Origin of the sequence: Janthinobacterium sp. 67, from assembly GCF_002797895.1 — a bacterium.
Classification (GTDB): Bacteria; Pseudomonadota; Gammaproteobacteria; order Burkholderiales; family Burkholderiaceae_D; genus Janthinobacterium.
This window is the reverse complement of the sequence record NZ_PGES01000001.1, coordinates 811,857-836,543: the sequence shown is the minus strand read 5'-3', so window position 1 is coordinate 836,543 and position 24,687 is coordinate 811,857. Positions and strand designations below refer to the sequence as shown.

20 protein-coding genes are annotated in these 24,687 nt (G+C 64.6%); 7 read left to right on the top strand and 13 right to left on the bottom strand.

Annotated features, from left to right (window positions below; genetic code table 11):
• Window positions 1-43: 43 nt before the first annotated feature.
• Genes CLU90_RS03680 through CLU90_RS03670 form a run of 3 tightly spaced genes read right to left on the bottom strand, consistent with a single transcriptional unit; the run spans window position 44 to window position 4,935 of the window.
• Window positions 44-1,885: a glycoside hydrolase family 15 protein gene (locus CLU90_RS03680; RefSeq protein ID WP_092716391.1), complete on the bottom strand. Its 1,842-nt coding sequence runs from the start codon at window positions 1,883-1,885 to the stop codon at window positions 44-46.
• Between the two features lie 3 nt (window positions 1,886-1,888).
• Window positions 1,889-2,650 carry a trehalose-phosphatase gene (gene otsB, locus CLU90_RS03675; RefSeq protein ID WP_100427221.1) on the bottom strand — a complete coding sequence of 254 codons (762 nt, stop codon included), beginning with the start codon at window positions 2,648-2,650 and terminating at the stop codon, window positions 1,889-1,891.
• On the bottom strand, window positions 2,650-4,935 hold the full coding sequence (locus CLU90_RS03670) for an alpha,alpha-trehalose-phosphate synthase (UDP-forming) (RefSeq protein WP_198511138.1): 2,286 nt from the start codon (window positions 4,933-4,935) through the stop codon (window positions 2,650-2,652). The genes otsB and CLU90_RS03670 overlap by 1 nt, the downstream gene beginning before the upstream one ends.
• Window positions 4,936-5,173: 238 nt before the next feature.
• Between CLU90_RS03670 and CLU90_RS03665 the strand changes: the two genes are divergently transcribed.
• The 4 genes from CLU90_RS03665 (at window position 5,174) to CLU90_RS03650 (ending at window position 9,208) form a co-directional block, all read left to right on the top strand.
• Window positions 5,174-6,301, top strand: coding sequence for a mechanosensitive ion channel family protein (locus CLU90_RS03665; protein ID WP_092716385.1), 1,128 nt, complete (start codon window positions 5,174-5,176; stop codon window positions 6,299-6,301).
• A 50-nt stretch (window positions 6,302-6,351) separates the two neighbouring features.
• The gene (locus tag CLU90_RS03660) at window positions 6,352-7,647 is read left to right on the top strand and encodes a cation:proton antiporter (RefSeq protein ID WP_100427219.1); all 1,296 of its coding nucleotides are present in this window, start codon (window positions 6,352-6,354) and stop codon (window positions 7,645-7,647) included.
• Between the two features lie 108 nt (window positions 7,648-7,755).
• On the top strand, window positions 7,756-8,937 hold the full coding sequence (locus CLU90_RS03655) for a serine hydrolase domain-containing protein (protein ID WP_092716381.1): 1,182 nt from the start codon (window positions 7,756-7,758) through the stop codon (window positions 8,935-8,937).
• 91 nt (window positions 8,938-9,028) lie between these two features.
• Complete coding sequence (locus tag CLU90_RS03650; protein ID WP_092716659.1) at window positions 9,029-9,208, top strand: hypothetical protein; 180 nt, start codon at window positions 9,029-9,031, stop codon at window positions 9,206-9,208.
• Here CLU90_RS03650 and CLU90_RS03645 read toward each other — a convergent pair.
• Entirely contained in the window at window positions 9,205-9,588 is a 384-nt protein-coding gene (locus tag CLU90_RS03645) for a YkvA family protein (protein WP_046685558.1), read from the bottom strand. The genes CLU90_RS03650 and CLU90_RS03645 overlap by 4 nt on opposite strands.
• Window positions 9,589-9,680: 92 nt before the next feature.
• Here CLU90_RS03645 and CLU90_RS03640 point away from each other — a divergent pair, with 92 nt between their 5' ends.
• Complete coding sequence (locus CLU90_RS03640; protein WP_100427218.1) at window positions 9,681-10,772, top strand: DNA topoisomerase IB; 1,092 nt, start codon at window positions 9,681-9,683, stop codon at window positions 10,770-10,772.
• Here the strand turns inward: CLU90_RS03640 and CLU90_RS03635 are convergent.
• Entirely contained in the window at window positions 10,732-10,956 is a 225-nt protein-coding gene (locus CLU90_RS03635) for a hypothetical protein (protein ID WP_139178414.1), read from the bottom strand. The two genes, CLU90_RS03640 and CLU90_RS03635, sit on opposite strands and share 41 nt — an antisense overlap.
• Window positions 10,957-11,220: 264 nt before the next feature.
• Between CLU90_RS03635 and CLU90_RS03630 the strand changes: the two genes are divergently transcribed.
• Window positions 11,221-14,595 (top strand): hypothetical protein, encoded by a 3,375-nt coding sequence (locus CLU90_RS03630; protein WP_100427217.1) that lies wholly within the window; start codon window positions 11,221-11,223, stop codon window positions 14,593-14,595.
• A gap of 6 nt (window positions 14,596-14,601) precedes the next feature.
• On the opposite strand, the gene CLU90_RS03625 is transcribed toward CLU90_RS03630, so the two are convergent.
• The 4 genes from CLU90_RS03625 to CLU90_RS03610 form a co-directional block, all read right to left on the bottom strand.
• Window positions 14,602-15,414 carry a ferritin-like domain-containing protein gene (locus tag CLU90_RS03625; RefSeq protein ID WP_092716372.1) on the bottom strand — a complete coding sequence of 271 codons (813 nt, stop codon included), beginning with the start codon at window positions 15,412-15,414 and terminating at the stop codon, window positions 14,602-14,604.
• A 44-nt stretch (window positions 15,415-15,458) separates the two neighbouring features.
• Window positions 15,459-16,361 (bottom strand): DNA-binding transcriptional regulator DsdC, encoded by a 903-nt coding sequence (dsdC, locus tag CLU90_RS03620; RefSeq protein ID WP_092716655.1) that lies wholly within the window; start codon window positions 16,359-16,361, stop codon window positions 15,459-15,461.
• 20 nt (window positions 16,362-16,381) lie between these two features.
• Complete coding sequence (locus CLU90_RS03615; protein WP_092716370.1) at window positions 16,382-17,701, bottom strand: D-serine ammonia-lyase; 1,320 nt, start codon at window positions 17,699-17,701, stop codon at window positions 16,382-16,384.
• Window positions 17,702-17,819: 118 nt separating this feature from the next.
• On the bottom strand, window positions 17,820-18,605 hold the full coding sequence (locus CLU90_RS03610; protein WP_232731062.1) for an NYN domain-containing protein: 786 nt from the start codon (window positions 18,603-18,605) through the stop codon (window positions 17,820-17,822).
• A 178-nt stretch (window positions 18,606-18,783) separates the two neighbouring features.
• On the opposite strand from CLU90_RS03610, the gene CLU90_RS03605 reads away from it, so the two are divergent.
• Complete coding sequence (locus CLU90_RS03605) at window positions 18,784-19,008, top strand: hypothetical protein (RefSeq protein WP_092716366.1); 225 nt, start codon at window positions 18,784-18,786, stop codon at window positions 19,006-19,008.
• 82 nt (window positions 19,009-19,090) lie between these two features.
• Here CLU90_RS03605 and CLU90_RS29080 read toward each other — a convergent pair whose 3' ends face one another.
• From CLU90_RS29080 to CLU90_RS03585, 4 genes are all read right to left on the bottom strand, one after another.
• Window positions 19,091-19,636 carry a hypothetical protein gene (locus tag CLU90_RS29080; RefSeq protein WP_157808722.1) on the bottom strand — a complete coding sequence of 182 codons (546 nt, stop codon included), beginning with the start codon at window positions 19,634-19,636 and terminating at the stop codon, window positions 19,091-19,093.
• 84 nt (window positions 19,637-19,720) lie between these two features.
• The gene (locus CLU90_RS03595; RefSeq protein ID WP_100427216.1) at window positions 19,721-21,799 is read right to left on the bottom strand and encodes a TonB-dependent receptor; all 2,079 of its coding nucleotides are present in this window, start codon (window positions 21,797-21,799) and stop codon (window positions 19,721-19,723) included.
• A gap of 88 nt (window positions 21,800-21,887) precedes the next feature.
• Complete coding sequence (locus CLU90_RS03590) at window positions 21,888-22,283, bottom strand: DUF2946 domain-containing protein (protein ID WP_100427215.1); 396 nt, start codon at window positions 22,281-22,283, stop codon at window positions 21,888-21,890.
• A gap of 56 nt (window positions 22,284-22,339) precedes the next feature.
• Window positions 22,340-24,484, bottom strand: a complete 2,145-nt coding sequence (locus CLU90_RS03585; RefSeq protein WP_100427214.1) for a TonB-dependent siderophore receptor — start codon at window positions 24,482-24,484, stop codon at window positions 22,340-22,342.
• Window positions 24,485-24,687: the final 203 nt, after the last annotated feature.

The following is a 24,687-nucleotide window of genomic DNA, read 5'->3' as shown; positions in this document are numbered from 1 at the left end:
GGACCCTGAGGGTCCGACCCCGGAACTTGCTTTTGGGGTGAGCTTACACCGCGCTATCCCAAGGCGCCGACAAGCGCACGGCGCAGTTGATGAGGCCCACCATCGAATACGTCTGCGGAAAATTGCCCCACATCTCGCCCGTCACGGGATGCGTATCCTCCGACAGCAAACCCAGGTGGTTGCGCGCCAGCAGCATGGTTTCGAAGATCTTGCGCGCTTCGTCCTTCCTGCCGATGCGGGCCAGGGCGTCGATGCGCCAGAAGGTGCAGATGTTGAAGGCCGTTTCCGGTTTGCCGAAGTCGTCGGGCGCTTCGTAGCGGCGCATGTAGGGGCCGTCGCACAGCGAGGCTTCCAGCGCGTCGACGGTGGCGATGAAACGGGGGTCCATGGGGTCGATGAAGTTGACTTCCGCCATCAGCAGCACGGAGGCGTCGAGGTCGCGCCCGCCCAGGCTTTCCGCGAAGGCCTGGCGTTCCTCGCTCCACGCTTCGCGCAGCAGGCGTTCACGGATCAGCACGGCGCGGCTGTTCCAATGCTCGGCGCGGTCCGGCAAGCCCAGTGTATGGGCGACCTTGGCCAGGCGGTCGCAGGCGGCCCAGCTCATCAGCATGGACGAGGTGTGGACCCTGGCCCGCGTGCGCAGCTCCCACATGCCCGCGTCCGGTTCCGCGTGCAATTTGAAAGCCTGGTCGCCCACGGCTTCCAGTGCGGCGAACTCGGCTTTTCCGCCCCGGTGGAACAATCGATGGTCGAGGAAAGCCTGCGCCGCACCCAGGACGATGTTGCCATAGACGTCGTGCTGGAAATGTTCCTGCGCCTGGTTGCCCACGCGCACGGGGCCATTGCCGCGGTAGCCGGGCAAGTGCTCGAGCATGGATTCGGGCAACTGCTCTTCCAGGCCGATGCCGTACAGGGGCTGGATGTGGCCGCCTTTCGAGCGGGCGACGATATTCGTCAGCCAGCGCAAATATTCTTCCATCGTGCCCACTTCGGACAAACTATTGAGTGCGCGCACGACAAAGAAGGCGTCGCGCAGCCAGCAGTAGCGGTAATCCCAGTTGCGGCTGCTGCCGGGCGCTTCCGGGATGCTCGTCGTCATGGCGGCGATGATGGCGCCCGTATCCTCATATAAAGACAGTTTTAATGTAATGGCCGCGCGGATGACCACGTCCTGCCATTCCAGCGGCACGGCCAGGCGGCGCGTGTAGGTGCGCCAGTAGTTGATGGTTTCCTTTTCGAAGATGCGCGCCGTCTCGTCGATGCCGCCGGCCAAGGTTTCATCGGGACCCAGCAGGAAGTTGGCCGTGCCGCCCAGCACGAAATACGTTTCGCTCAGCACATAGTTGAGCGAAACATCGGTATTCAGGCGCAAGGTCTGTTCCGGCCCCACGTAGCGGATGTGGTGGCTGCCCTGCGTGACCTGCGGCGCCAGCTTGCCCCAGTCGTAGCGGGGGCGCAGGCGCACGCGGATGCGCACGGCGTGGTCGAGCGGACGCACGCGGCGGATCAGCATCAGCGGGCGGAACATGCGGTCGCGGCTGAGGAAGCGGGGCGCGAAGTCCGTGATTTCCACGCCGCGCCCATCCTTGTCGTACAGCCGCGTGCGCAGCACGGCCGTGTTCGGTTCATAGAACTGTTCGCTGCGGGCAAAATTCTCGATGTCGATGGCCCACACGCTGCCGTTTTCCGTGTCGTCCAGCAAGGTATTGAAGACGGGGTCGCCATCGAAACGGGGCAGGCAGGACCAGACGACCTGCCCCGCCTGGTCGATCAGGGCGCTGAAGGCGCAATTGCCCACCACGCCGCAATTGAGCGACGCTTGCGCCGGTGGCGCACTGGCGGCGGGCGCGTTGGCGCCGCTGGGGGTGTCATACGATGTCGTCATCGGCTACTCCTTGAACGGGGATACGGACGCGGCCAGCAATACGGTGCGCAAGACGTCCGGGCTGGCCAGGCGCAGGCTGGCGGCGCTGGGGCCGCTGCCCACTTTCACGCCCCGCCCCCCAATTTGTTGAACATAGACAAAGCCTGCCTCGTCGGTGGTATCGTCGCCCGCGAACACGGGCCGGCGTCCCTTGAACGGCGCCTCGGCCATGAAGGCGGCGATGGCGCCGCCCTTGTCCGTGGCGGCCGGCTTGGCTTCCAGAACCATTTTGCCATGCAACAGCAAAAGACCGGGGCACGCTTGCACGGCCACCGTCATTTCCTGCAGGCACAGCTGCTCCAGTTCCGGCGCGAGACGGTAATGCAGGGCCACGGCGCCGCGCTTGTGTTCCACCAGCAAGCCGGGGTACCTCGCCGCCAGCGCGCGGGCATGGGCCAGCACGAGCGATACGTCGGGCGTGGCCGCCACATGCCGCGTGCCATCGGCGCCGCGCCGCTCCACGCCATGCACGCCGGCCACGGGCAGGATCAGGGGCGCCAACATGGCGTCGATCTGCGCCACGGGGCGGCCGGAAACGAGGGCCAATGCGCCGCCATGCCAGCGCGCCAGCAGCATCAGCGCGTCGACCACGCCCGCTTCCAGGCGCACGCCGTCGGGCGTGGGCGCCAGGTCGACGAGGGTGCCGTCGAAGTCGAAGAAGACGGCGTTGCCGGGCGTACTCAGCAGTTGCAGCAAGGCTGCGCTATCGTCAGGAATCTCCGCCATCAGATCCCCTTGCGCCGCTTGATGCGGCTGTGCGCGTCGATCTTGGTCATGACCTTGTCGCGCTGGCGCAGACGGGCCGCATCGAGCAGCATGCGCCCGGCCCAGCGGTAGACATTGAAATGTTTCACGCGGGCCCGCATGCTCTTCATGCGCTCGCGCTGTTCCACGGGCGGCATCACGAGGGCGCGGTACAGGGCCTCGGCGCCCTGCTCGATGTGATACGGATTGATGATCAGCGCTTCGTGCAGCTCGCGCGCGGCGCCCGTGAACTGACTCAGCACCAGCACGCCCAGCTCGTCGTCGCGCGCGGCGATGAATTCCTTGGCCACCAGGTTCATGCCGTCATGCAAGCTCGTCACCATGCACACTTCGGAGGCGCGGAAATAGCGCTGCAAATCGTCCTGGCCATGGTGCTCGGCTTTGAGCAGGATGGGCACGTAGTTGCCGCCACCGAAGCGGCGGTTGATGCGCTCGACCATCTTGCGCACCCTGGCGTCGAAACTCTGGTATTCGTCGAGCGAGGCGCGGCTGGGGGCGGCGATTTGCACAAAGGTAAAGTTGCCGACCATGCCGGGCTGCTGTTCCAGCATGCGCTCGACGGCCTGGAAGCGTTCGACGATGCCTTTCGTGTAGTCGAGGCGGTCCACGCCGATGCCCAGCAAGTGGTCGGGCGCCACGCCCAGCTCGCTGCGGATTTGCGCGCGGCACGTGGCCACGTCGGGCTGGTCCGGCTTGTCTTCCGGCCAGGCGATGGAAATCGGATAATCCTCGACCTGCGTCATCTCGCCGCCATAGGAAATGGTCGACGCTTCCGGTTCGATGCGCGTTTCCAGGTAGCGATCCACCGTTTCGAGGAAATTCTTGCGGTGGAACGGCGTGTGGAAGCCGAGGATCGTACTGCCCAGCAAGCCGTCGAGGATTTCTTCGCGCCAGGGGCAAATGCCGAACGATTCGGAATTCGGCCAGGGGATATGCCAGAAAGTAATAATCGTCGCCTTCGGCAAGGCTTCGCGCACCATGCGCGGCAGCAAGGCGAAATGGTAATCCTGCACCAGCACGACGGGGTTGTCCGTCTTCGCCTCGGCGATCACGGCATCGGCAAAGCGGCGGTTGACTTTCACATACTGTTCCCAGTCGGACGAGCGGAACACGGGGCGCACGTGGGCGATATGGCACAGCGGCCACATGCCTTCATTGGCGAAGCCATAATAATAGCCCTGCTCTTCCTCTTCCGTCAGCCACACGCGGCGCAAGGTATAGCTGGGATTGTCCGGCGGCACGGGCACGTGGTCGAATTTATCCACCGTCTCGCGGTCGGCGGAACCGGCCCCATGCGCGATCCACGTGCCGGAGCACGCCCGCATCACCGCTTCCACGGCCGTCACCAGGCCGCTGGCGGGACGCAGCACCGCAACACCGGTCTCCGTTTTGGTGTGGATGTACGGCTCGCGGTTCGACACCACGAGCACCTGGTCGCCGGACAGGTCCGCTTCCAGCAGGGCGCGCAGCTTGTCCGGCGTCCAGTCGGCCGACCAGCCGTTATCGCCCTGGCGTTCCAGATGGTATTCCTGCAGCAATTCGCGCAAGTCGCCGATCAGCGGCTGCATTTCCGGCGGCGGCGCGGGCGCGGCGGCCGGTGCGGCGGCGGCAACGGCGGGATTGTTCTTCGACAGCAATTCACCGCGCAGGATGTCCTTGACGGCCGCCAGCCAGCCGCGCCAGCTCAGGTGGGCCACGAACACGGTCATCAGGGAAATCAGTACGGCCAGCACGGCCAGGAAGGCAAAGATGAAGCGCTTGGTATCGGTATTGCGGCGTTCGACAAAGCTCATGTCCTGCACCAGCACCAGACGGCCCAGCTGGGACGCATCCTGCATCACGGGCGTTTCACTGATGTGGACTTGCCCTTGCGGCAATTGCGCCAGGGATTTGTACAGGCCGCCCGTGGGAGGCGTGCTCCAGCAGCCGATCGAGGCCGGGTACTCGAGCGAGTGGTACAGCAAATGGCCCGCGTTGTCGCAAAAGCCGATGGCGATCAGGCGTTCGTCGCGCGTCGCGCCCTGGAACAGTTCGCCGATGCGCGTGGCGTCCTGGGCGGGCAGATATTCGGTCAGCGAGGGTCGGAGAGTGCCAGCGAGCAATTCAGCCCGGCTGTCGAGGTCGCGCACGTACCAGCGCAGGGTGATGTTGTCGAGCAGGGGTACCACAATATAGGCAAACAATCCCAGCACCAGGGCCAGCGGCAGGATGAAGCGCAAGGACATTCGGAGTGATCGTACTATCATCGTTTTCCTTTGCAAAAACAAAAAGCATGGCAAGTATGACTATGTTTCCACTGCGGCGACGCCCGTTTGATTTCCATATTGAAACGTCAACGTGACATGGCGCAGCGCAGCAATTTCATCGAGTATCCACCTTGACGCAGGTCTTATCCGTTCGGCAACGCACGCCCCCGTTACGTCATCTGCCCGTAAAATACCCGCTTCCGACATCCATCTCACCAATCTCAAGGAGTTTTCGCCTATGGATCTCAGCACGTTCCACTCGCTGATGGGAGGCCCGCTGCGCTCGGCGCTGACCGTGCTCGTTTCCGCCCTGCTCGTCAGCGTGGTCGCCATCGGCGTGCACCGGGCCGGCATCAGCCTGCTCAAAAGACTGGCCAATGGCCGCCCGTTCACCACCAACGCCACGCGCGTGGCCTTTCGCGCCAGCCAGCTGTGCGTGGTCGTCTTCGGCTTGCGCATGGTGCTGGCCGGCGCGCCCGACGACACGCCGGGCTTGCTGGCCATGTCGCACCTGGCCAGCGTGGCGCTGATCATCGCGCTGACCTGGCTGGCCATGCAGTGCATCCAGGCCTTATCCATCACGATTTCCGAAATCAATCCCGTCGACGTGGCCGACAACCTCCGCGCGCGCCGCCTGATCACCCAGGCCCGCGTGCTCACGCGCAGCGCGCACGCCATCGTCGTCGTCCTGGGACTGGCCTTCGTGCTGCTGACCCTGCCCGGCGCGCGGCAGATCGGCGCCAGCCTGCTGGCCTCGGCCGGCGTGGCCGGTCTCGTGGCCGGTATCGCCGCCCGTCCCGTGCTCGGCAATTTCATCGCGGGCCTGCAAATCGCGTTCTCCCAACCGATCCGCATCGACGACGTGCTGATCGTCAATGGCGAATGGGGCAAGGTCGAGGAAATCAAGGGCACGTACGTGGTCGTGCGCGTGTGGGACGAGCGCCGCCTGATCGTGCCGCTGCAGTGGTTCATTGAAAACCCGTTCGAAAACTGGACCCACAGTTCCTCGACCCTGCTGGGCACGGTGTTCCTGTGGCTCGATTTCAGCATTCCGCTCGAGCCCCTGCGCGCGGAACTGACGCGCATCTGCGAGGCGGCGCCCCAATGGGATGGCCGCGTCTGCACGGTGCAGGCGACGGATTCGAACGAGCGGGCCGTGCGCGTGCGCTTCCTGATCAGCGCGGCAGATTCGGGCCTGGCCTTCGAGCTGCGCTGCCTCGTGCGCGAACAGATGCTGGCCTTTATTACGGCCCACTATCCGCACGGTCTGCCCCGCCTGCGCTCCACGCACGACCCGATCGAGCTGCATGCGATGCAGGCGCAGAACGACAGTGTGTCGCTGTACAAGGCCGCGAACAAGGCGTAAAAAGCCCTGCGGCGCGCTGCCCTGGCTCGCGCGCCGCTAGAATAAGGCGGATGAACACCACCGCCTGGTTCATCCTGATCGGCTGCCTGATGCTGGCGCGCGGCCTGGGCGCCGACGGCATCGCGCGCCTGCCCTTGACTTCGGCCATGGCTTACCTGGGCGTGGGCCTGCTGCTGGGCCCCATGTTCCTCGGCCTGTTTTCGTTCGACCTGGTGCAGCAGGCGCCCCTGCTGGAAACCCTGACGGAAATCGCCGTCCTCATCTCCCTGTTTTCCGCCGGCGTCAAGATGCCCGTGCCCTTCAGCCTGGCCCGCTGGCTGCCGCCGCTGCGCCTGGCGTGGCTGTCGATGGCCATCTCCGTGGCCCTGGTGGCGGCCTTTGCGTGCCTGGTGCTGGGTTTGCCCCTGGGCGCGGGCATACTGCTGGGCGCCATCCTCGCCCCCACCGACCCCGTGCTGGCCACCGACGTGCAGCTGCGCCATGCGGGCGACAGCGAGCAATTGCGCTTCACCCTGACCAGCGAGGCGGGCATGAACGATGGCAGCGGCTTTCCTTTCGTCATGCTGGGCCTGGGCTTGCTGGGCCTGCACGAGCTGGGGCCGCATGGCGCCACCTGGCTGTGGCGCGATCTGGTCTGGGCCAGCGCGGGCGCCATCGCCCTCGGTGTGGCTGGCGGCGCGCTGCTGGCCTGGCTGGGCTGGCAGGTGCGCGCGAAGGAACCGAAACACGCGATGCTGGACGACCTGGCGGCCCTGGGCTTGATCGCCCTCGTGTATGGCGTGGCCACGTGGCTGCACGCGTGGGGGTTTCTGGCCGTGTTCTTCGCCGGCGTGGCCTTGCGCCAGACGGAACTGCGGCTGGCCGGCGCGCCGAAAGACCGGCAAGGCTTGCTGCAGGCCGACGACACCCATGCCGTGTCCGCCGCCAAGCCGCACGACAGCGACGTGCCGCTGACCGTCAGCGGCGAATCGCTCGTCTTCAAGGAACACCTGGAACGGCTGTCCGAACTGACCCTCGTGCTGCTGCTGGGCGGCGCCGTCACGGCCGCCGCTTGGAGCTGGCAGGCGTGGAGCGTGGCGCTGTTCCTGCTGCTGGTGGCGCGTCCGGCCAGCGTGATGTTCGGCTTGCTGGCTTCCGGCACCAGCGTGCCCCTGCGGGGGCTGGCCGCGTGGTTCGGCGTGCGCGGCATCGGCTCGCTGTACTACCTCAGCTATGCCATCGCCCATGGCTTGCCGCGCGGGCTGGCGCGCGAACTGGCCGACATCACCCTCGTCGTCGTCATCCTCTCCATCGTCGCGCACGGCCTGACGGTCAAACCGCTGCTGGAACGCTACTGGCGCAAATAGCACAGGCGATCATCCATTGTCATTGCTTAGCAGCAAAGTTTTGTCAATCGCCCCTATGGCGGGCGGAAATATTGTTAAGATAATTAAAAATGGCAAAAGAGAGAATCAATGAAACGAAGAAGCGTGCTGGGACTGGGCGTCTCGATGGCCCTGCTGCAAACGGGCTGCGCCACCGATCCGGCCAGGCTGGCGTGGGAAACGACATTTGACGGCTTCATGCGCGATGGCCTTGCGCGTACGGAAACGCCGGGCATGAGCGTGGCCGTGGTGCGCGGCGAGCAAACGATTTTCGCGCGCGGCTATGGCTGGGCCGACATCCAGGCCGGCAAGAAGGCCGATGCCGACACGGTGTTCCATGTCGCCTCCGTCAGCAAGCTCGTCACCGCCACGGCCGTCATGATGCTGCTGGAACAGGGCGCTTTCCAGCTCGACGACAAGGTGGCGGCCTACCTGGACTTCCCGTTCATGCATCCGAAGTTTCCCGACGTGCCCATCACCTTTCGCCATTTGCTCAATCACACTTCGGGTATTTCCGACGCCGTGTACGACAAGACGACGACATTTGCCGTGCAAGGCGACCCGCGATTGCCGCTGCGCGACTTCGTCAAGGGCTATCTGTCGCGCGGCGGCGCCTGGTACGACGCGGACGTGTCATTTGCGGCCCGGCCCGGCACGGAATGGCGCTACAGCAATGTCGGCATCGCCCTGCTCGGCTATCTGGTGGGCCGCTTGAACCCCGATGGCCTGGACGCCTACACCCAGGAACACCTGTTCGAACCGCTGGGCATGGACAATACGGCCTGGAAGCTGGCCGGCCTGCCGCGCCGCGCCGTCGTCGCCCAGCCATATGCGCACAAGGAGCCGGGCCTGCAGGTGCTGCCGTCCGTCGGCTATCCGGACTGGCCGGCCGGCCTGCTGCGCAGCTCGGCGCATGATTTCGCCCGCTTCCTCGCCATCTTCAGCAATGGCGGCCGGGTCGACGGCCACCGCTACCTGCAAGACTCCACCCTGCAGTCATTTTTCGCCCCGCAAGCGGCCCCCGTCGTGCCTGCCGATTCGTCCGTGCGCCAGGCCCTCGTGTGGCTGCTGCGCGACGTCGACGGCAAGGCGCTGGCCACGCACAGCGGCGGCGACCCGGGCGCCGCATCCGTCGTCTGCGTCGACCGCGCCAGCAAGACGGCCGTGCTGGCCTTTGCCAACGTCAGCGCCGACAAGGAGTTTCGTTCATTCCAGAAAGAAGTCGTGCTGCGCCTGCTGGCCCATGGCGGCAGCGGCGCGCAAGCGCGCTAGGCATGCGCCTTGTGTGAGCGGGCGCACGGTGGCGCCCAGGCAAGAAAGTATGCTGTGCTAGTCAGATTTGACGCTCAACGAGGAGACCGGCATGACGAACCGCATCGGCAACAAGGACGTGGCGCAGCAGCGCAGCAAGAGTGAAAAAGCCCGCATCAAGGCACAGAACATCGCCAATGAGGCGGTCAAGCGGGCCGAGGCCAGGGCCAAGTACCGCAATGCCATCAAGGGCCAGCCGGGTCAGCCGGGTCAGCCCACGCCAGCAAGCTAGGCGCCGAACCAGCCGCGCAGTTTCTCGGCGGCCCGTTCCTTGACCTCGGCCGTGATGTAGGTGGCGACCGTGGCGACGGCCGCCGCCAGCACGGCCAGGTCATCCGCATAGCCGACCACGGGCGTGATGTCGGGAATCGCATCGATGGGCGAAATGAAATAGCCGAGCGCGCCATAGATGGCCGTCTTGGCCCACAGCGGCGTATTCGGCTGCTGCGCCGCGTAGTACAGCCACAGGGCTTTCTCGATGACTTCGCGTCCCGCCGTCTTGGCGAACTTGACGACCTTGTCCCAGAAGCTGTCATCCGTGTATTTCTTTTCATACTGCTTGTCGGCCTGGGGGGCGTGGTCTTCTTCCAGATTCTTTTTTCTGCCAAACATCTGCTGCTCCTGTCTGCCGCGCACGGCGTTACGAATGCGCACCTTAGCATAACGGCGCGGCAGGTGCGCGGCGTGCAAGGTACCTTATATCCATGGAAATATCCGCCACCACCACGGCCCGCGCCGCCGGCCTGCGCTACACGGGCGACCATCAGAGCGGCATCGCCCGATCGGGCAAGCCCGGCAAGTTCCGCTACCGCGACGGGGACGGCCAAGTCCTGCGCGACGCCGCCACCCTGGCGCGCATCAAGGCGCTGGCCATACCGCCGGCCTGGACGGACGTGTGGATCTGCCCGCACGCGAACGGCCATTTGCAGGCGACGGGACGCGACGCGCGGGGCCGCAAGCAATACCGCTACCATGCGCGCTGGCGCCAGGTGCGCGACGAAGTGAAATATGAGCGCATGCTCAGCTTTGGCCGCGCCCTGCCCGCCATCCGCGCCGCCGTCGCGCGCGGCATGCAGCTGCCCGGCTTGCCCCGTGAAAAAGTGCTGGCCACCATCGTGCACCTGCTGGAATTGACGATGATGCGCATCGGCAACGAAGAATACGCGCGCACGAACAAATCGTTCGGCCTGACCACCCTGCGCACGCGTCACGTACAGGTTGACGGCAGCGCCGTCGCTTTCCACTTCAAGGGCAAGAGCGGCGTGCGCCACGATATCCGCCTGAGCGACCGGCGCCTGGCCAGGGTGCTGCAGCGCATGCGCGAACTGCCGGGCCAGGAACTGTTTCAATATGTCGATGCGGATGGCGCGCGCCACGGCGTCGATTCGGGCGACGTCAACGATTACCTGCGCGAAGTGACGGGGGAAGACTACACGGCCAAGGATTTCCGCACCTGGTCCGGCACCTTGCTGGCCGCGCTGGCCTTGCAGGCGTTCGAACAGGTCGATTCCGATGCGCAAGCGAAGAAAAACATCGTGCAGGCGATCGAGTCCGTGGCCAAGAAGCTGGGCAACACGCCGACGATCTGCCGCAAGTGCTATGTGCACCCGGCCGTGCTGGAATCGTATCTCGATGGCAGTTTATTGGAAGGCATGCGCGAGCGGGCGCGGCAGCAGATGCAGGACGATTTGCAGGCGCTGGCGCCGGAGGAAGCGGCCGTGCTGGCCTTGCTGCAGCAGCGGCTGCAGGGTGCGGTCAAGCCCGGCGTTCCGGCTGGCAGTGTGCCGACAGCGTGAGGGCATCGCTGCCGCAGACGGGCAAGGCGCCATGGCCCACTTCGCGCGCCACGGGCGCCGGCGCCGCATCGTCCGTCTGCGCCTCGCCCGTATTGATCAAGGTGGCCGCCAGGGTCGAGAACGTAAACAGGCAGATCAGCAGGAACGGCTTGTTCAAATGGCTGGGCTTGGCTTGCTTGGACATCGCATACTCCGTCGGACTGGTTGGCTGTTGCAGCATGGACACCATCATCACGTGTTTCCGCAAGGCATACAATCAGACAGTTTCGACAAGACGGGTAGGACAGCGCTGACAACCTCAGCCATACGCCCCTGTGTCGGAAAATTTGACACCGGCTCCTGCCCGCGTCCGCCAAGCCCTTGTTTTTGAAGAATAAATTATACAGGAACGTTTCCTGCTTGCCCCCTTGCCTGGGCACGCTTGGCGTCAGTCTATGGGGGAACGATCATGAGTTTTATCAAACGAGCGCTGCTGGCGCTGCTGCTGTGCGCCACGTCCGCCGCGCACGCCGCCAGCATCGGCTACACGGCAACATCGCTGGGCGGCACGCAGTGGCGCTACGACTATACGGTCAGCAACACCACGCTGGCCATGCCCATCGAGGAATTCACCGTGTTCTTCAGCGTGGGCCAGTACGCCAATCTGCACAGCGTCTCCACGCTACCGGACTGGGACGTGCTGCTGGTGCAGCCCGACCCCGCCATTCCCGCCAGCGGCTACCTCGACGCGTTGGCGCTGGTCGGCGGCATCGGCCCCGGCGGTACGGCCACGGCCTTTTCCCTCACCTTCGATTACCTGGGCGCGGGCAGCCCCGGCGCCCAGCCGTTTTCCATTATCGACCCCGTCTCCTTCATCGAAATTGAAGCGGGCATCACGCAGCCGTCCGCCGTCGCCCTGCCCTCCACCCCATGGCTGCTGCTGGCGGGCGTGCTGGCCATGGCCTGCCTGCGGCGCCGGCAGCTGGCGGGCGCCGCGCTGGCCACAGGGCTGGCACTGAGCCTGTGCGCCTGCGGCGGACCGGACGATCCCATGCAGCCGGCCGCGCCGAAGGTCATGCTGGCCGCCGCAGTGACCGCCACGCAGGCCGCCGGCGATCTCGAAGTCACCTCGCTGGAAAAAGTGGCCGAGCAGCGCGTCAACCGCACGGCCTGGGACTACACCTACCGCGTGCACATCCGCAACAATGGCAGCGACACGGCCGGCAATGTGCAAGCCGTGCTGGCCAGCGTGCCAGCTGGCAGCACCATCATCGATGGCGAGGTGCTGGCCGGCAGCATCGGCGCGGGCGCCACCGTCACGCCCACCGATACCATCACCCTGCGCATCGAGCGCAGCGTCGCCTTCCAGAGCGCAGGTCTGATGTGGACCTTCAGCACCAGTACCGGCATCGCCCTCGACCCCGTGCGGCCCGCGCAAGTGGTCGTGCTGCCGCTCGCCGGACTGGGCTTTCCCGACGGCGCCGACAGCGTCAAGGCCAGCGGCGCCGTCACGGACGTGCTGCTGCAGGACGGCAGCCTGCGCTTTTCCACGCCCGGCGACACGGGCGTGGACCAGCACGCGCAATTTTCCCTCAGCAAGGGCGGCAAGATCACGACCCTGGACCTGCTGATCCAGACGGAATTGCCCACGGCCGTGGAAACCTATGTGGAACCGAACGACGACGGCAGCGTGCCGACCACGGCGCCCGTGCTGGCCATCACGGGACTGGGGCCGAACAACCGCCTGCAGCCGGGCGCCCTGGGCTTCCGCCTCGTCGATGCCGCCCCCATGGCCTTGCAGGACGACAGCGACGGCTTGCTGTCCGCCCCGAATGGCGTGGCCATCAGCCTGAAGTCCTACTGGACGTTCGATGCGGCCAGCGGCACTTTCAGCATCAGTCCCGTGTCCATGCAGCAACTGCTGGCACCCTTGCCCAACGGCAGCTATGAGCTGAACCTCAATTTCGTCTCGCAGGATGGCGAATTCACGGCCAGCTATGCCTTGATCGTCATCAAGTCCGGCATCGTGCTGCAAGGGCAGCTGCGCACGCCGGCGGGCGGCAATGCCACGGGGCTGGCCGGCAAGAAGATGTTATTGGCCGGCTACAACCACCACCAGCGCCAGGTGGCCGTGGTCGATGCCACGGGCGCCTTCCACTTCGATGGCGTGCTGCCCGATACCTACCAGCTGACCTTGAACGACCTGGTCCACCCGAACGTGGTCAGCGTCAGCGCCGTCGTCTTCGAGAACAGCAGCAACGTCAATGTCGACATCGTCTATCCGTATGCGGCAAGCCTGACCCTGCGCGCCGGCGCGCAGACCTATGCGGCCGGCAGCGTCACCCAGGATGGCGCCGGGCCGCCCGCGCGCGCGGTGGCCGCCAGCCCCCGCGCCGCAGGCGAGGCCACGCCGCAGGATGACGTGGACAGCAAGACCTTCACGGCCACGGCGGCGGCGCAAAACCAGACCATCACCTCGCCCATCGCCTTCACCGTGCCCAAGGGCACGAAAAACGTGGGCGTCAAAATCACCGTCAGCACGGCCGAGTATCCCACCTACACGACGGCGCAAAGCCAGTACAACGATACGTGGTCGTACGCCGTGACCGGGTTGCCTGGCGTCAGCCTGGCCGCCGCGGGCGCCGTCAACCAGACGCATTACACGCAAGGCAGCATCGTCAGGACGGAGTGCGTCGACGTCAGCAAGCAAACCAAGGACGGGGCTTTGAACCTGGGCGGCAACGTCAGCGCCACGAATATCGGCGACAGCGCCCTGGCCACCGTGACGACGGTGGAACTGAGCCTCGCGTGCAAGGGATTGAAGGTGACGCTGGCGAAGTTCAGCTCGCCGAACCAGGCCGCCCACCCCGTGCTGCAGCCGATCAAGCTGACGGGCAATTTGGCGGGGCCGTATGTATCCGTGTCGCAAGGAACGGCGACGGCCACGCACACCGTGCCGCTGGAATTGCACTATACCCCGGCAACGGCAACGATTACGGAAGTCAATATCGGCATCTCGTCGGGCGGCGGCGATCCCGCCTTCAGCACGGAGAATTTATTGTCCCAGACCAATACCAAGACTGCCGGCGCGGTGAAATTTCCCGGCCTGGTGCTGCCCGCCTTTGCCGGCGCCAAGCTCGACAAGAAGGCCGTCGTCACGGTGCGCCTGAAGGGCAGCGTCGACAATGTCGACGCCAGCTCCGACCCGGCCGAAGGGGGGCAAGTGGAATTCAAGGGCGACACGGCCCACATTCCCCTGTACCTGGCCAATGACGAGGCGGCGCTGGCGGCGCGGCGCTACGGCACGCGCGACCCTGGCGGCGATTCGTGGGCCACGCGCCTGGCCATCGCCTGGCTGGCGGGCAAGGCTTACCGTTTCGACGACATCAGCGGCCAGCACGTGACGCAGACGGCAACGGGCCGCTCCATCCTCGGCCACAGCGGCCACAGCGACGGTCAGCAGATCGACTTGCGCTACGCGGACGGCGCGGGCGGCTACACGGACGCGCTGGGCGGCCAGAACGATGGCGCCGCCATTCACAAGCTGATCAGCGACGCGAAGGCGGAAGTGGCGGCCAATGCCGCGCAAAAGCCGAAGCTGGCAAGCCTGCAGGCGTGGATAGCGGCGAACCGGGCCATGCTGGCCCAGGAGGCGGCACAAGCCGGCACGCGCGTCATCTACATCGGCCCCAGCTTCGTCAAGCTGGCCCTCGTCGACGGGCGTTTTTCCGCCGCGCCGGCCGACAAGATACCCGGCGCCGGCGCCTGGACCAAGCCGGCCAAAGTGCACATCGAGGCGGGACACCTGAGCCACTGGCACATCAGCCTCACGGCCCATCCTTAAGCAGGGTCAGGCGGGCAGATCGGACAGTTCCAGCTCCGAAAACCCCGCCCGCCGCCGCGCTTCCAGATTGAACGGGCCGCGCAAAGTGGGCGCTTCGTAGCGCAGCGCCAGCTCGGCATAGGTGGCGCGCAATTCCAGTCCCCGTTGATCGCACAGGTAGCCATACCAGCGGTTGCCGATTTCCACGTGCCCCACTTCATCGCGCAAGATGATGTCGAGGATGGCGGCGGCGGCCATGTCGCCCGCCTGCGCCAGCTTGGCGCGCAGCGGCGGAATCGCGTCGAGGCCCCGCGCTTCCAGGGTGCGCGGCACGAGCGCCATGCGCGCCAGCACGTCGCCGCGCGTCTTGTCGACCATTTCCCACAGGCTGTCGTGGCCGGGGAAGTCGCCATACGTGTGGCCCAGCACCTGCAGGTGCGCCTGCAGCATGGCAAAGTGCGTCGCTTCCTCCTTGGCCACGCGCAGCCAGTCCGTGTAGTAGTCAAACGGCAAGTCCGGGAAGCGCCACAGCGCGTCGAGCGCCAGATTCATCGCATTGAATTCGATGTGCGCGAGCGCGTGCACGAGCATGGCGCGCCCTTCCGGCGTGATCATCGAGCGCCGCCCGACCAGGCGCGGCGGCACCAGTTCCGGCCGCTCGGGACGGCCCGGCACGGGGCCGGTCGGCGCCAAAGGCGCTTGCGCATCGAGCGCAAGCTGCGCTTCGGCCATGGCCGCCACCATCGCCACCTTGGTTGCCGGGTCCGGTTCGAGCAGGCAGGCCAGCGCATATGCGCGCAGCTCTCGTGGCGGCGTGGAGGTCAGTGGAGGTGGATGCATGGGACTGCTTTCTGGCGCGTTTTTTCAATGAGGGGCGCAGTGTATCAAATTGCCTGCCCCAGCAGCCAGTCGAACAAGGCTTGCACTCTTGCCGGCAGCGCGGCACGCCCGCTGTGCACGAGGTAATACGCCTGCGGGCTGGCCAAGGCAAAGCCGCCAAACGGCAGGATCAGCTGGCCGCTGTCCAGCCACGGCTGCACCAGCTGGCGCCGGCCCATGGCCACGCCCGCGTGGTGGATGGCCGCCTGCGCGCACAGGTCGGCGCGGTCGAAACGCAGGCTGCGCGCGGGCAAACTCGCCTCCGCCGCCTGCCCGTCCAGCCACAGCCGCCACTCGGCATCGGGCGCGCAGGCGGGCCAGGCCAGGGTGTCGTGCAGCACCGTCGCATCGCGCAAGTCGTGCGGCATATCCAGCAAGCCGTGATCGCGCGCATAATCGGGACTGCACACGGGCGCCAGCCATTCGCCCATCAGCTTGCGCGATGCCAGGCCGGGAAAGCTGCCGTCGCCGTAATGCAAGGCCAGGTCGGCCTGGCCGGCGCGAAAGTCCACGCTATCATTGCCCACGCGCAAATCGATCGACACGTCCGGATACTGCGCCGTAAAACCTGCCAGGCGCGGCACCAGCCAGCATTGGGCGATGGACGGGCGCGCATGCACGGTGATGCTGCCCGTGAGCGCATCGCCGCCGGCCAGCGCCGCATGCAAGCCATCCCAGCCGATTTGCAGCGCGGCGAAGATGCGCTCGCCGTCGGCCGTCAGCTTTACCTGCCGTGTCAGGCGCTCGAACAGGCGCAGGCCCAGACCCGCTTCCAGCCGCGCGATGCGGTGGCTGACGGCGCTGGGCGTGAGCGCCAGTTCCTGCGCGGCCAGCGCGAAACTGGCATGGCGCGCCGCCACGAGAAAGGTGTGCAGGTTGGCGAACTGGCTGGCCGTCAGCGTGGCCATGCGCGGCGCGCCGGGCGGCATCAAACGGCCCCGGACGCCAGCAGCGCGCGGCCGCGCGCCACGTAGGCCGCCATTTCCGCCTCGGGAACCATGCTGCCGCCCGTGCCCCACACCAGGTGCGTGGCCGTTTCCAGGTGCGGCTGATACTGCGGCGCGGCCAGCACGGCGGGAATGCCCGCGAAACCGGCCACGGCGGACGGTTCCAGGCGCAGCTGCTCCGTCTGCTCCAGCAGGGCCAGCAAGCGGTACAGTTCTTCATCCGTGACGGTGGCGTAGCCATCGATCAGCCGCTGCATGGCGCGCCCGACGAAGCCGGACGGGCGTCCCACGGCCAGGCCGTCGGCGGCCGTGAGGTTGTCGATGCCGATCTCCTGCACGCTGATCCCTTCATGCAAGCCCGTATGCACGCCCAGCAGCATGCATGGCGAATGTGTCGGCTCGACGAAGACGCAGTGGACGGCATCGCCAAAGGCCAGCTTCAAGCCGAAGGCCACGCCGCCGGGGCCGCCGCCCACGCCGCACGGCAGGTACACGAACAAGGGGTGGTCCGCATCGACCGTCACGCCGTTTGTAGCGAACTGGGCTTTCAGGCGCTGGCCCGCCACCGCGTAGCCGAGGAACAGATCGTGCGAGTTTTCATCGTCGACGAAGTGGCAGGTGGGGTCGTTCTCCGCCTGCTTGCGCCCCGCTTCCACGGCCACGCTGTAGTCGGTCGCGTACTCGACGACGGTCACGCCGTGGCTGCGCAACTTGTCCTTCTTCCATTGCCGCGCGTCGGCCGACATGTGCACCGTGGCGCGAAAGCCCAGGCGCGCGCTCATGATGCCGATCGACAAGCCGAGGTTGCCCGTGGAACCGACGGCGATCGCGTACTGGCCAAAGAAGGCGCGCACGGCGTCGCTGGCCAGCAGGCCGTAATCATCGCCCTCCTTCAGCAGACCGGCGTCCAGCGCCAGCATTTCCGCGTGTTTCAGCACTTCATAGATGCCGCCGCGCGCCTTGATCGAGCCGGAAATGGGCAGATGGCTATCCTGCTTGAGCCACAGCTGACCGCTCGTCATGTCAAGTGCCGCCTGCATGGCGGGTAGCGGCACGACGGGCGACTCGATGATGCCGCCGCTGGCCTGCGTTTCCGGAAACGCCTTGGCCAGATACGGCGCAAAACGGGCCAGGCGCGCGCTGGCCTGGGCCACGTCATCGGCAGTCAAGCCTACGTCTTTCAGGCCCTCGGCCGCCGGCGCAATGCGGGGATTGAACCAGTTCAAGGGCTGCAAGGCCATCAATTCTGTAATCAGGGGAAATTTTTCGCGCAGCGCGGCGATGGCGGAAGTGGGCAGCATGGCAAGCTCGTAAAGGGACAAGCCATGATTAGACCGCATCCGGGCGCCGCTGGCAAACGACGGTTGATCAGGCAATGGGTGACGGGAGGTCATCTGTCATGATGGCCCGGCTTCTTCCCTACTTCAATTTGATGTACAGATGCATGGCAGGATTTTTTTCGCTTTGAACTTCTTTGACTTCAACGAAAGGAAGGCGACGCACCAGCTCACTCAATTTCTGGCAGCCATAGTGGCGCGGGTCGAAGGCTGGATTATTCTTCAAGATCAGACTGCCGACGCCACTCAAGGAGGCAAAACCATCATCACGCGCTGCGGCAATGATGGCCTTGCGCAGCACTTCCCGCGTATCCGCGTCGAGGGAGACAGGCGCCAGCGCATGTAACGGTTTTTGCTGCTTTTCTGCCGATGGAGGCAATGTGACCGGCCGCAAGATCTCCGTATAAACAAACTTGTCGCAGGCGGCGACAAAGGCTGGCGGCGTCTTTCTTTCACCAAAACCATACACGGCCAGTCCTGATTCGCGAATCCGTGTTGCAAGGCGCGTGAAATCACTGTCGGACGATACCAGGCAAAAGCCGTCCAGCTTTTCAGAGTGCAGCAAATCCATGGCGTCGATGATCAGCGATGAATCCGTCGAATTTTTTCCTGTCGTATAGCTGAATTGCTGGATCGGCTGAATGGCCATCAAATGCAGGATTTCCTTCCAGCCCTTCAAATTGGGCGTCGTCCAGTCTCCATAAGCACGCTTCACCGATGCGGTACCAAAAGTCGATACCTCTGTCAGCAATTCCTTGATGATCGACGCCTGGGCATTGTCCGCATCGATCAGGACGGCCAGTTTGGCATTACTTGTCATAATTTTTTGGGCCTCATCAGCTAACCGCCGTTTGATTGCAGTTCCCACTATGCAGCCAAATGTTCCGTCAAGCAATACCAGAACCGATGCCCTATCTCTTACGATAGCTAAATTTAATTCCTGAATGCACTATCGATTAAAGAAAAATTACCACAAAGGCACAAAAATAAGTTATCTTAAAGGCAAATAAAAGGAGACATTTTTTCTCTTTTCTACCGAGGCAAAAATGCGCTCCAAGAATGACAAGGTCACTGCTACGAATATGGATATCCTCGACTGCGCAAGGCAGGACGATTTGACGGCCCAAAAAGTCGAAGTCGGCATTATTTTCCAGGAAATGCTCGATACGGCCACGGCCGCCGCCTACCTCGCCAAGAACAAGGTACCGATCGCCACCGCGCTGCGCGTCCTGACCGGGTCGCGGCGGAAAAAGAGCGGCGGCGGGAATTGATGGCCCTGCGTCGGATCAGCTTGTGTAGCCTGCTTGAACAGGTCAAGACGTCTTGCTCGGGACACAGCGATTGCCATGATAGTTAATGGCCGTGCTTACGCGCCAGCACCTCGTCCAGCGCCACCCATTCGCCATCGTCTTGCGTGGCGGAGGCAACGCCAGCGACACTGCGCAGGCGTTTCGGATCGATGAAAATCTTCCCATTCCGATTGTCTACAAATGACCAGGAGACCTTGCCGCCTTCTTCGTTGACCACGATTTGTTTCTCGCTCACGGGGAAACTGGGGCCAAATTCACCGATGCGCGACGAGAATTGGCGTGTCTGCGACTGCACCACGCCGCGATAGACGTGGTCCACTTTGACCTCCATCATCTGGCAGCCGCCGGTGTTCGATATGCAGACCGCCTGCGGCTTGCCGGCAACGGCTGGTAAGGCGGGCGGACAAGGCGGAGGGCAAGGCTCGGTGCCTGACGGTTGCAACACGACCCGCTGCACGTGTCCGGCAAGCAGGACGTCCTGGGCCGAGACGATGGAGCAAAGACTAAACAGCATGGCGGCAAGGCATGTGGATCTTCTCATTTTTCTTTTTGCGGATGGCGGTTGTTGATAGCCCATGATTAAACTCATGGAAAGTCCATCCATTACTTTCATTCCCGATAACACGCCCCGTCCTCCGTTTGATGAGCAGGACGAAGGCGCGTTATTTCCGCTTTAGAACTTGAGCTGCAGTCCCAGATCAATCGACCTGCCCTCGGCCGGCAAGGCTTGCAACGCCCCGCCGTTTGCCTTCAAGCCCGACAAATACACGCCGCCCAGCGGATCCGCATACGCGCGGTTGAACAGGTTGCTCACTCCCGCGCTCAGGCTGGCCATCTTGCCCAGCGCTACGCTGCTGCGCAGGTTGACGAGCGCGTAGCCGCCTGTTTCCGGTTCGAAGCGGCGCGCGTCGACCTTGTCCTTGCGGGCCACGATCTTCGTTTCGATGCGGTTGCTCCAGGCACCCAGCTTGTGCTCGACGGCCAGCAAGGCATTGAATGGCATCATGCGGTACAGGTCGCCGCCATCGCTGCGCTTGCCCCGTGTGTATGCGGCGTTGCCCGTCGCCATGAAGCTGCCCCAGCGCGCGCTGCGCGTCAACGGCAGCTGCCACGCCAGATTCGCGCCGTACAGCCTGGCGTCGTGGTTGGCAAAGCGCAGCAGATTGCCATTCGCGCCCATTTTCATATACGGGTGGAAAGACGCCAGCACGTCGACGTCGATGTAATTGTCGACCTTGCTGTAATAGGGGTTGACGCGCAGGAACCAGCTCTCCTCGCCGCCGCCATGCCAGTCGGCCGTGAACGCCGCCGTGGTAGCCGTCTCGGGCTTGAGGTCGATATCGCCCACATAGCCATTGCCATCGCCAAACCAGTTGGTCATGGTCATCGCCATCGAGCCCCGGCCCCACGAGTAGCGCTCGTACAGGTTGGGCGAGCGCACCTTGCGCGCCAGCGCGAATTCATAGCTGCTGGCCGCGTCTGGCGTGAAGGTGGTTTGCGCCGAAGCATCGATATTCGTGTCGCGCTGGCTGCGGCTGCGCGCATTGAAGGCCCTGGCGGCCATCACGTCCGGCATGTTCATCATATTGGTGCCGTACGATTGCACATCGCCCGTGTCCATGCGCACGGATTCGCCGCGCACGCCCAGCACGCTCGTCCAGCGCGCATCGTGGCGCGTTTCCAGTTCGCCGAACAGCACGGTGCGGTCGCGCTTGCCGTCGTTGATGTTCAGATAGGTGCGCGGTCCCATCATCATGGAACCGGGCACGGCCGGCCAGTAATCGTCAAGGCGGAAGCCGTGCCACTCCTGGCCCAGGCGCAACTCGCCCGCAGCCATTGGCAAGCTGGCCATCAGCGCGTAACCCGTGTTGCGCCCGTGCGTGATCATCGGCATCGTGCCCTTGCGCTCGGGGGTAAAAAAGCCCATTTCATGGTCCGTCTGCTGCCAGTAGGCGCGCGCGTCCAGCACGCCCCAGGCAAATGTGCCCTGGTAGGCCAGGTTGGCGAACTGGCCGTGGTTGTCCGTCATGTCCATGTACTGGTTCGGGAAACCCTGGTACGGGATGTGCTGCACGCCGGCGCGCAGGGTCAGCTGCTGGCCATCGCGTTTCGCCGCCAGCACGATGGACTGGTTGATGCTTTCAAGCATGCTGGCCAGCACTTTGTTGCCATGGCCATCTTCATAGCTGTGGCCGCGCGTGTAGGCGCCGCTGTAGCCGACGCTCAGGCTGTCGCTGGCGGCCGACGCATTCACGCTGGTCGCCACGCTGTTGTTGACGCTGCGTCCCGATACGGCAAAGCTGCCTTGCGTCAGCAGCGGCGCGCCGGGCTGGGCAAACACGGGCGCGTTCGACTGCACTTCGATGGTGCCGCCGATGCTGTCGCCGCCCGCGCTGACGGGTGTCACGCCCGCGATCAGGCGGATGCGCTGCACTTGCTGCGGGTCGATGTAGGACAGCGGCGCATTCATGTGGTTGGCGCAGGCCGACGTCAGTTCCATGCCGTCGATGCGGATCTTGATGCGGTCATCGGCAAAGCCATTCACTACCGGCAAGCCGGACACGCCGCCGCCGGCCGCCACGCTGTAGCCGGGCGTGCTCGACAACATGAGCGCCGTGTCGGCGGCCGGACGGTAGCCGTCGCCTATGGCCGTGACGATGACTTTCATTTCAGGCAGGACCTCTTCGGTGCGCGTTTGCGCCACGGCGGGCATGGCGATGGCAAGGGAAATCAATAAAGGAAAATGTTTCATGGTGCTGCTTTCAGATTCTGTATAGGCAAGACGAACAGACGCAAGCGCACGACACGCGCGGCGCAAGGCAGTTCAGGAAAAGGACAGATCAGAAAGCGGCAGGCGGTCCGCGGGGCTGGACGGGCGTCCAGGCGAACAGCGGCGTGGCGGATTGGTAGAACAGCGTGGGCAGCAAGCCCGTGATGAGCTCGCCGGAAGCAAGCACGAGAGTCGTGGGCGGCACGTCCAGGGTGGCCGCATGCATGCTGCAGCAGGGGCAATCGCCCATGCGCATGCCGCCCTTCGAGGTATCGGGCGCGTCCGTCGACAGTGTCGCGGGCAGCATGTTCATGCCGCCCGCCACCGAGCAGATCTCCAGGCTGGGCACGGCCTGGCCGCTGGCCACCGTCAGCGCGCGCGATACCGTAGGGGCGAGCGCGGCCAGGAAGATGGCGATACACGCGATCCACAGGACGATGCCGGCCTTGCCTTTGCTGATGAACATGGCAACATTGTATCAGCGCAGGTCACTCTGTGGACAGCGCGCAGGTCAAACCATTCTTACAAATCCACCTTCATCGACAGCTTGATGGCGCGCGGCGCACCGGACGCCAGGCGCGTGCCGGCGCCGGCCCAGTAGCGTTTGTCGGCGGCGTTTTCCACGTTCAACTGCCACACGACGGCCTTGTCCATGACGCGGCTCGCATAGCGGGCGCCCGCGCTGAACAGGCTGACGCCGCCGAGGAAGGCCTGGTTCAGGTCGTTGACGGGACGGGCGCTGTAGTAATATGCGCCGCCGTTGACGGACAGGCCCGGCACGGCGTCAAACGCATAAGCGAGGAAGGCGCTGGCCGTGCGTTTCGATGCGTTTTCCGGCGCCTTGCCGTTGTAGTCGGCGTTGATGTGCGCAAAGCTGGGATCGAGGAACTGGGCCGACGTCTGCCACGACAACTGGCGCGTCAGCTTGCCCTGGGTCGACAGTTCCAGGCCACGATAGCGCTGTTCGCCGTCCGACGTGAATACATTGCTGGCATTCGTGTAGTAGCCCGGGCGCGTGATGTCGAACAAGGCGGCGGAGAGCAAGGTGCCGCCAGGCGTCAGCCAGCGCGCGCCCAGCTCTTTCTGTTTGCTCACGCCGGGCGCCATCTTGACGCCCTGATTGGCGGTGCCCGTCGGACCCGTTTCGCCCTCTTCCAGCCCCCGCGCCGTGGACGCGTAGAACGACAGCTCGGGCGTGGCCTTGTAGATCAATGACGCCATCGGCGTCGTCTTGCTGACGTCGTAATGGCTGGCGCCCTGGTCGCTTTGATAGCTGCTGCGGCGCACGCCGATGACGCTTTGCCATTGCGGGCTGAAGACCATGCGGTCGAGCGCATACAGGCCCGTGTCGCGCGTGTCGAGCCCGGCCGTCGTCGGCGACGTCGGCTTGGGGCCGAACACGACATTCGTCACGGGCACCGGCTTGTACAGGTTTTGCGAGGCGATCGTGTAATTGCTCTGATAAATCGGATCTTGCGACTTGTCCGTGCGCGAGGCACCCAGGGTCAGTTCGTGGGCAATGGAACCCGTGTTGAAATTGCCGGCCAGTTCCGCGCGCAGCAAGTCCGATGCCATCACACTGTGCTGGATATTGCCCGTGATGCGCCCCGCGCCCGTGGCCAGCGCGGCCGCGTTGTTCAGGCGGAAGATCGCCAGGCGACGGTCGCGCGCCGTTTCCGAGTGGCCCGCCTCCACCGTCAAGGCCCAGCCATCGGCGATGGCGTAGTCGGCGCGCAATTGCGCGTTTTTCGTTTGCGCTTCGAACGCCGACCAGTCGGGGCCGATCAGCTTGCGCGGATCAACGGCGCGCGGCAAGCTGATCACGCCTTTCACGGCCGCAGGCAAGGCCACGCCAGCCTGTTCCGTCACCCTGCGGCGCTCGTACTCGAGGTCGGCCTTGAGCAGCAGTTTGTTCGTCACTCTCCAGTCGAGCGCCGTGGAAAGGAAGCGGCGCTTGCCATTGCCGACATGGTCCAGGTAGGAACCGAGGGTGCCGCCAGCCGCATTGACGCGCACGCCGAATTCCCGCTGCGCGCCAAAACGGCGGGCCACGTCGACATTCGCCACGGCACTGCCGCGGTCATCGACGCTCAAGCCCATGCTGGTGACGGGCTGGCTGCCGGCCCGCTTGGTGACGAAGTTGACGACGCCGGACGGCGACGTAAAACCGTAGTACAGGGCCGAGGCGCCCTTCAGCACTTCCACCCGCTCCTTGTTTTCCATGGGCACTTGCGAGAAGTTCATGATGGGCATGGAGCCGTTGAGGCGATAATTCGTGCGGTTTTCCACGGCGATGCCGCGTATCACCAGCTGATCCCACGTCTCGCCCCCGTTTTGCTGGCGCGTCACGCCAGCCGTGTTGCGCACCGCGTCGTACAGGCCGGACACGGCTTGCTGCTCCAGCAATTCGCGCGTGATCACATTGACGGTGGACGGCACGTCCATGATGCTGGCGCCCCGAAAGCTGCCCGCCTCCGTGGTCAGCGGCACCAGGCCTTGCGCGCGGGCGCCCGTCACTTGTACTGCCTGCATGACTTTCTCATCGCCAGCCGTCGGGTCGTCCTGGCCGCCGGCCGCTGGGGCCGCCAACGCTGCGTGGGAAGCGAAGGCCAGCGACAGGGCTGCGGCCACTGGAAGTAAACGGGTGCGGGGAGAGACGACAGGCATGACATCGGGCTTTCAATTAGAAAATAGGTGCAAGTGGGAACTTACGGTTAGCGAACATGATACCGATAATGAGAATCATTATCAAGTAAGGGTGAGTTTGTGTTAGTTTTACAGAAGAAATTAGTTCCCTCAGGCGCCTGTTATCACTTGAACACGTTTGGATTTTGCAGACGAGGCCGCAAAGAGGCATACTGACAGTCACG